This window comes from Parolsenella sp., from assembly GCF_982402205.1.
Genome location: NZ_CEVYAT010000120.1, coordinates 1 through 5,048, shown reverse-complemented (window position 1 = coordinate 5,048; position 5,048 = coordinate 1). Strand labels below are relative to the sequence as shown.

Below are 5,048 nucleotides of genomic sequence, written 5' to 3'. Positions count from 1 at the left end.
CCCTCGGACTGCGCAAGCGCCTGCACGGCGGGCCTTAGCCACGACGGCCCCGCCGTGCAGGCGCTTGCGCAGTCCGAGGGCCTGTGGGCCCACGCCCTGTCGGTGGGCATGCGCCTCAAGCTCATCGACGAGGGCACCGAGCGCTTTGCCGACCCCGTAATGGCGACGCTCGACGCGGGCGCCATCGCCTGGCCCACGCAGCTCGCGGCGCCGGCGCCCGCCTACCTGCCCGGATATGGCGAGGAGGCGTAAGGCATGGCCCAGCTCTCGCCCCGCATGCAGGCCCTCGTGCAGCCGCACCTGCGCACCCTCGAGCCCTATGACCCCAACTTCGCGCCCACGCGCGTGAACCTCTCGGCCAACGAGAACACCTATGGCGTGCCCGCCCAGGTGCGCGCCGCCATGGATGCCGCGCTTGCCGCCACGCCCACCAGCCGCTACCCCGACCCCATGAGCAACGAACTGCGCGATGCCCTGGCCGCCCGTCACGGCCTGTCTCGCGAGAACGTCATCGTGGGTAACGGCGGAGACGAGCTGCTCTACAACCTCGTGCTCGCCTTTGGCGGCCCCGGCCGCACCCTGGTGAACGTACCGCCCACCTTCTCCGAGTACGCCTTCTTTGCCGAGCTGGCCCAGACCGCGGTGGTCGACGTCTGGCGCGACCCCGGTACCCTTGCCCCGCGCGAGGACGAGCTCGTGGCGGCCGCGAGTAGCGCCAACCTGGTGGTCCTGACCTCGCCCAACAACCCCACCGGAGACGTGGCGGGCGCGGGCCTCGTGCGCCGCTTGTGCGAGGCCTGTCCGGGCCTCGTGCTCGTCGACGAGGCCTACGTCGAGTTTGCCGAGCAGGGCACGAGCGCAGAGCCCCTGCTTGCCGAGTGCGACAACTTGCTTGTGCTGCACACGCTCTCCAAGGCGTTTGCTCTCGCGGGGGCGCGCTGCGGCTACATCCTGGCCGCGCCCGACGTCATCGACGCGCTGGCCGCCGTGCGCCAGATCTACTCGGTGAACGTCCTCACCCAAGCCGCCGCCCTCGTGGCGGTGGAGCAGCGCGCGGCCTTTGCCCCCGTGGTGGAGAAGATCGTGGGCGAGCGCGAGCGCCTGCGCGCGTCGCTCGGGCGCGTCGGGGGCGTGCGCGTGTGGCCCAGCCAGGGTAACTTCCTGCTCGTGCGCGTGGCGCGCGCCAGCCGCATTCGCGAGCGCCTGCGCAACGACTACTCCATTCTCGTGCGAGACTTTAGCTACGCGCCGGGACTTGCGGACTGCCTGCGCATCACCGTGGGCACGCCCGAGGAGAACGACGCCGTCATCGAGGCCCTGTCCGCGCTCGTCCTAGAGGAGGCTGCCAATGCCTAGGAGCGCCACCATCCACCGCGCAACCGCGGAGACCGACATCACCCTCACCATCGACCTCGACGGATGCGGCGCCACGAGCGTAAGCACGGGCGTGGGGTTTCTCGACCACATGCTGTGCGCGTTTGCCCGCCATGGCCTGTTCGACCTCACGGTGAGCGCCATCGGCGACACCCAGGTCGACGACCACCACACCGTCGAGGACGTTGGCATCGTGCTGGGCCAGGCCGTGCGCCAGGCCTTGGGCGACAAGCGCGGCATCGGCCGCTTCTCTGACGCCTGCATCGCCATGGACGAGGCCCTCGTGCAGGCTGCGATCGACGTCTCGGGCCGCGGCGCCGCCTACGTAGACCTGTCGCTCCCCACGCAGAAGGTGGGCACGTTCGACTGCGAGCTGGCCGAGGAGTTCTTCATTGGCTTTGCGCGCGACGCCGCGCTCACGCTGCACGTGCGCGAGCTTGCGGGCGGCAACTCGCACCACATCATCGAGGCCGCGTTCAAGGCGCTGGGCCGTGCCCTGCGCTTTGCCGTGGAGCTCGACGACCGCGTTACCGGCGTTCCCTCGACGAAGGGATCGCTGTGATGGGACAATACCTGCCTGAGCAACTGTCCCATGCGGGCAAGATCGTGGTGATCGACTACCACAAGGGCAACCTCTCGAGCGTGGCACGCGGCCTTGTGCGCGCGGGCTGGGAGGCCGTCGAGGTCTCCGACGACCCGGCCGCCATCGAGGGTGCCGCCGGCCTCGTGCTGCCCGGCGTGGGCGCCTTCGCAGATGCCATGTCGTTCATGGAGGCAAGCGGCCAGGCCGCGGCCGTCGGGCGCTCCGTGGCCGCCGGCACGCCCATCCTCGGCATCTGCCTGGGCCTGCAGCTCATGCTCGAGCGTGGTGACGAGGGCACCCCGGCAGACGCCCCGCATGCCCCCTGGACGGCCGGCCTTGGCCTCATGCGCGGAAGCTGCACCCGCCTACCGGGCGAGCGCCTCAAGGTGCCCCACGTGGGCTGGGACCAGCTGCACGTCACCGAGGCGGGCCGCGCCTGCCCGCTGCTTGCCGGCGTGCCCGAGGGCGCCAACGTCTACTACACGCACTCCTACGCCGCCGACGCCGACGTGGCCGAGCAAAACGTCGCCGCGCGCACGCACTACGCACGCAGCTTTGCCTCGGTGATGTGGGAGGGCAACGCCTATGGCTGCCAGTTCCATCCCGAGAAGAGCTCGGGCACGGGCCTGGTGATCCTGCGCAACTTCGTGCGCATCGTGGAAGGAAGTGCCACCGCATGATCTTGTTCCCCGCCATCGACCTCATCGCCGGCAAGGTCGTGCGCCTCGAGCGCGGCGACCGCAGCCGTTGCAAGGTCTACTCAAACGACCCGGCCGCCGTGGCCCGCTCGTTTGCCGAGCAGGGCGCGCGCTGGGTGCACGTCGTCGACCTCTCGAGCGCCTTCGAGGAGGACGACGAGGCCCGCGCCGCCAACGACGCCGCCATCCGCGCCATCTGCGAGGTGGAGGGCCTGTCCGTGGACGTTGGGGGAGGCGTGCGCTCGCTTGCGCGCATCGACGAGCTCAAGGCCATGGGCGCCAAGCGCATTGCCCTTGGCACCGTGCTCGTGCGCGAGCCCGCCTTTGCCGAGGTCGTCGCCAAGGGCTTTGGCAGCCTGCTCGTGGCAGACGTTGCCGCGAGGGACGGCCAGGTCAAGGTGAACGGCTGGCGCGACGACGTCTCGCGCAGCCTCGACGACGTGGTGGGCCACCTGCGTGAGCTGGGCTTTAGGCACCTCGTCTTTACCGACATCGCCCGCGACGGCATGCAGACCGGCATCGACGTCGAGGCCTACCGCCACGTGGCCGCCACGGCGGGCCTTCCCGTCGTGGCGAGCGGCGGCATCACGAGCCTGGATGACATTCGCGCGCTTGCCGCCGCTGGCGACGACGATATTGAGGGCGCCATCACGGGTCGCGCGCTCTACGAGGGCAACTTTACGCTGGCCGAGGCGCTCGCGGCCGCGAGGGGTGAGGCCTGATGCTCACGAAGCGCGTCATTCCCTGCCTCGACGTCAAGGACGGCCGCGTGGTCAAGGGCGTCAACTTCGTCGGCCTGCGCGACGCCGGCGACCCCGTCGAGCTCGCCGCGGCCTATGACCGCGAGGGCGCCGACGAGGTGGTCTTCCTCGACATCACGGCCACGAGCGACGACCGAGCGACCACGCTCGCCATGGCGGCCCGTGCTGCCGGCGAGCTGGCCATTCCCTATACCGTGGGCGGCGGCTTCCGCGACCTGGCAGGTATGCGCCGCATGGTGGCGGCGGGTGCCGACAAGGTCTCGCTCAACTCCGCGGCGGTCAAGAACCCCGAGCTCATCAGCGTGGCCGCGCGCGCGTTTGGCTCGCAGGCCGTGATCTGCGCCATCGACGCCAAGCGCGTGGGCACCCCCGGCGCCCCTGGGGCAGACCGCTGGGAGGTCTACACCGCGGGCGGTCGCCACGCCACCGGCCTCGACGCCGTGGAGTGGGCGCGCGAGGCGGCCCGTCGCGGCGCCGGCGAGATCCTGCTCACGAGCATGGACCGCGACGGCACCAAGGCCGGCTTTGACCTGGCCCTCACGCGCGCCGTGGCCCGCGCCGTGCCCATCCCCGTGATCGCGAGCGGCGGTGTGGGCACCCTCGAGCACTTCGCGGAAGGCATCATCGAGGGCGAGGCCGACGCCGTGCTCGCTGCGAGCGTCTTCCACTTTGGGACGTTCAGCATCCGCCAGGTGAAGGAGTACATGGCAAGCCAAGGCATTCCCGTTCGTCTCGACTTCTAGGCTGCGGCCGTCCACGGCACGCCATCTTGGCGTTCAAAACTTCGCTTGCGCACCTCCGTACGCCACGCTCGCTTGTCGCTCCATCTGACGCACCGTGAACAGCCTCGCCGACATGAGGGGGGCCGAACGCGGGCCTCGTATTTGCTGACCGAAAGGTTTGAATGTGGAACTCAAATTCGATGACCGCGGCTTAATCCCCGCCGTGGTGCAGCAGTGGGACACCGGCGAGGTGCTCATGGTGGCTTGGATGAGCGCCGAGTCGTATCGCCTGACGCGCGAGACGGGCACCACGTGGTTTTGGAGCCGCAGCCGCCAGGAGCTCTGGAACAAGGGCGCCACCAGCGGCAACATGCAGCGCGTGGTCTCCATCGACGCAGACTGCGACGCCGATACCCTGCTCGTTCGGGTCGACTCGCCCGGTCCCGCGTGCCATACCGGCGCGCGTAGCTGCTTCTTCAACCGCATCTTCGACGCGCCCGCGCCCGCGGGCGGAGAGGACTAGTCATGGGAGTTAGAACCGCCAACGTCCAGCCCGGCAACATCGGCGAGACGCTCGAGGGCCTCGCCGCCACCATCCACGGCCGCCGCGACGCCTCGCCCGAGGAGAGCTACACGGCGCGCCTGCTCGCCGACGTGGAGGACGAGCTGCTCAAGAAGCTCGCCGAGGAGTCGAGCGAGGTCATCATGGCCTGCAAGGACAACGACCACGACCACATCCGCTACGAGGCTGGCGACCTGGTGTATCACCTGCTCGTGACCCTCGAGCGCTACGGCGTCACCCTGGACGAGCTCGCCGGCGAGCTCAACGCCCGCATGAAGTAGCGCCGCCGCTAGCGAAGCGGCAGCGTCTGCCACGAGCCGTCGGCGCGTGGGGCGTCGACGCTCGCGT

7 protein-coding genes and 1 pseudogene are annotated in these 5,048 nt (G+C 69.9%); all 8 read left to right on the top strand.

The genetic code is table 11. The features are described from left to right. Positions 1-252, top strand: a pseudogene (locus AC1VTH_RS06590) (hypothetical protein); the annotation flags it as partial. A 3-nt stretch (positions 253-255) separates the two neighbouring features. Beyond that, complete coding sequence (gene hisC, locus AC1VTH_RS06585) at positions 256-1,356, top strand: histidinol-phosphate transaminase (protein ID WP_481335372.1); 1,101 nt, start codon at positions 256-258, stop codon at positions 1,354-1,356. Next, a complete protein-coding gene (gene hisB, locus AC1VTH_RS06580; protein WP_481335371.1) occupies positions 1,349-1,936 on the top strand; it encodes an imidazoleglycerol-phosphate dehydratase HisB in 588 nt (195 codons plus the stop codon). The genes hisC and hisB overlap by 8 nt, the downstream gene beginning before the upstream one ends. Beyond that, positions 1,936-2,637, top strand: coding sequence for an imidazole glycerol phosphate synthase subunit HisH (gene hisH / locus AC1VTH_RS06575; RefSeq protein WP_481335370.1), 702 nt, complete (start codon positions 1,936-1,938; stop codon positions 2,635-2,637). The genes hisB and hisH overlap by 1 nt, the downstream gene beginning before the upstream one ends. Beyond that, positions 2,634-3,377: a 1-(5-phosphoribosyl)-5-[(5-phosphoribosylamino)methylideneamino]imidazole-4-carboxamide isomerase gene (locus AC1VTH_RS06570; protein ID WP_481335369.1), complete on the top strand. Its 744-nt coding sequence runs from the start codon at positions 2,634-2,636 to the stop codon at positions 3,375-3,377. The genes hisH and AC1VTH_RS06570 overlap by 4 nt, the downstream gene beginning before the upstream one ends. Next, positions 3,377-4,159 (top strand): imidazole glycerol phosphate synthase subunit HisF, encoded by a 783-nt coding sequence (hisF, locus tag AC1VTH_RS06565; RefSeq protein WP_481335368.1) that lies wholly within the window; start codon positions 3,377-3,379, stop codon positions 4,157-4,159. Before AC1VTH_RS06570 ends, hisF begins: the two co-directional genes overlap by 1 nt. Before the next feature lie 163 nt (positions 4,160-4,322). Then, a complete protein-coding gene (gene hisI / locus AC1VTH_RS06560; protein WP_481335367.1) occupies positions 4,323-4,661 on the top strand; it encodes a phosphoribosyl-AMP cyclohydrolase in 339 nt (112 codons plus the stop codon). A 2-nt stretch (positions 4,662-4,663) separates the two neighbouring features. Next, positions 4,664-4,981 carry a phosphoribosyl-ATP diphosphatase gene (hisE, locus tag AC1VTH_RS06555; protein ID WP_481335366.1) on the top strand — a complete coding sequence of 106 codons (318 nt, stop codon included), beginning with the start codon at positions 4,664-4,666 and terminating at the stop codon, positions 4,979-4,981. Positions 4,982-5,048: the final 67 nt, after the last annotated feature.

What these genes read in the sequence shown, in the direction of transcription:
- hisC (WP_481335372.1), top strand. Translation starts at nt 256, where the DNA reads ATGGCCCAGCTCTCGCCCCGCATGCAGGCCCTCGTGCAGCCGCACCTG.
- hisB (WP_481335371.1), top strand. Translation starts at nt 1,349, where the DNA reads ATGCCTAGGAGCGCCACCATCCACCGCGCAACCGCGGAGACCGACATC.
- hisH (WP_481335370.1), top strand. Translation starts at nt 1,936, where the DNA reads ATGGGACAATACCTGCCTGAGCAACTGTCCCATGCGGGCAAGATCGTG.
- AC1VTH_RS06570 (WP_481335369.1), top strand. Translation starts at nt 2,634, where the DNA reads ATGATCTTGTTCCCCGCCATCGACCTCATCGCCGGCAAGGTCGTGCGC.
- hisF (WP_481335368.1), top strand. Translation starts at nt 3,377, where the DNA reads ATGCTCACGAAGCGCGTCATTCCCTGCCTCGACGTCAAGGACGGCCGC.
- hisE (WP_481335366.1), top strand. Translation starts at nt 4,664, where the DNA reads ATGGGAGTTAGAACCGCCAACGTCCAGCCCGGCAACATCGGCGAGACG.